Below are 1,755 nucleotides of genomic sequence, written 5' to 3'. Positions count from 1 at the left end.
CGGTGCGGGCCCGGCGGCGTGGTCAATGCGCTGCGCCGAACCAGCGGCTCAGAGCGTGGTCGAGTTCCTCGGCGCTGTCCCCGCCCCAGGCAACGTGCCCGTCGGGACGGATGAGCAGCGCCGCCGTGCCGTTCAGCGGGTCGTCGCCGTCCACGGGCTTGGCCGTGGCGGTGGTGATGTTCAGCTGGTGGGAGCGGCCCGCCGCGGCCGCGCGCAGGGCGGGACTGTCGGCGAGGTCGAGGAGCACGGCGCGCCCCTGGTGCAGCAGGCGGGTGGTGCTGGTCTCCTCGCCGTCGGCGGTGACGAGCGAGCGCTGCGGCATCCGGTGGCCGGCCAGCGGGTGGCCGCCCTCGCCGAGGTCGTAGGCGATGTCGAGGCCGCTGACGATGCCGGCCAGGTGACGCTTGACGTCGTCGTAGCCGATGAGCTCGGCGAACAGCGCCCGCAGCGGGTCCGATTCGGCGCCGCCGAGGAACACCGTGCCCTGGGCGCTGGTGTTCATCAGCAGCCGCTCGCCGACCGGGTGCCGCTCGCCGTGGTAGGTGTCGAGCAGGTCCTCGGGGGCGCCGCCGGCCACGACCGCGGCCAGCTTCCAGCCCAGGTTGGCGGCGTCCTGCACACCGGTGCTCAGCCCCTGGCCGCCGGCCGGGAGGTGGATGTGCGCCGCGTCGCCGACGAGCAGGACCCGGCCGCGCCGGTAGTCGGTGGCCAGGCGGGCGGCGTCGGTGAAGTAGCTGACCCATTCGGCCCCGCCGGCCCGGATGTCCTCGCCCGTGATGTGCTCCCAGGCGTCGGCGACCTCGGCGAAGGTCACCGGCTGGGCGTCGCGCCCGCGCGCCGGGGTCCCGTCGGGGCAGACGATGATGCGGTCCACTCCGGGGGCCAGCGGCGCGGCCATGACCATGCCGTTGGGCTGGCGTTCGCCGAGGAACCGCGGGCGCAGCGAGCAGCCGGTGACGTCGGCGAGGAACATCGCGCGGGTGGCCGCGCTGCCGGGGAAACCTATCCCGGCGGCCTTGCGGACGCTGCTCTGTCCGCCGTCACAGCCCACCAGGTAGGAGGCGCGCAGCTGCTGCACGCCGTCCGGGGTGGACACGGTGATCTCGACGCCGTCGCCGTCCAGGAAGCCCTCGGACAGGTCCAGGAAGTCCCAGCCGCGCCGGATGTCCGCGCCGAGTTCGCCGGCCCAGTCCTCCAGCACGCCCTCGGTGATGTTCTGCGGGATGCCGCGGGCCCCGAAGTGGGCGCCGGGCAGCACCGTGTAGTCGAACTGCACGCCGCCGAAGTGGCCCAGCGGGCTGGTCTCCAGCGTCTCGCCCTGCCCGAACCTCGGCAGCAGCCCGCGCTGGTCGAACACCTCCATGGCGCGTGCGGTGAAGCCGAGGCCACGGGACTGGCCGGTGGGCTGGGTGAGGCGCTCGGTGACGATGACGCTCGCCCCGCCCAGGCGCAGCTCGCCGGCGAGCATCAGCCCGGTGGGGCCGGCGCCGACGATGATGACGTCCGCGTCCACGGCTGTCCCTTCCATGGGGGTCCTCTTCTCTGGCTTCTGGGTTGAGTCTTCAGTGCGCGGGGTCCGGTTCAGCGCGGCGCGCCGAACCAGCGCTCAAGGGCCCCGCGCAGTCCGTCGCCCGCCCCGCCGCCCCGGCCCGCCTGGCCGGCGGAGCCGACCCAGACGACGTGGCCGTCCGGGCGTACGAGGACGCAGGCGGCCCCGTCCAGCGGTCCGCCCGGCTCCGCGGGCCGGGCCGCGGC

At 75.0% G+C, this 1,755-nt stretch carries 2 protein-coding genes; both read right to left on the bottom strand.

The features are described 5' to 3' along the window. Positions 1 to 22 precede the first annotated feature (22 nt). Positions 23 to 1,528, bottom strand: a complete 1,506-nt coding sequence (locus tag ACFWGD_RS13240; RefSeq protein ID WP_377779149.1) for an FAD-dependent monooxygenase — start codon at positions 1,526 to 1,528, stop codon at positions 23 to 25. A 53-nt stretch (positions 1,529 to 1,581) separates the two neighbouring features. Next, positions 1,582 to 1,755: hypothetical protein (locus tag ACFWGD_RS13235; RefSeq protein WP_377779150.1), on the bottom strand; the 174-nt coding region annotated here is incomplete at its 5' end.

The organism is Corynebacterium sp. NPDC060344 (assembly GCF_042725215.1).
Taxonomy (GTDB): domain Bacteria; phylum Actinomycetota; class Actinomycetes; order Mycobacteriales; family Mycobacteriaceae; genus Corynebacterium.
Note: the sequence above shows the minus strand (reverse complement) of the source record. Positions and strands in the feature narration are given on the sequence as shown.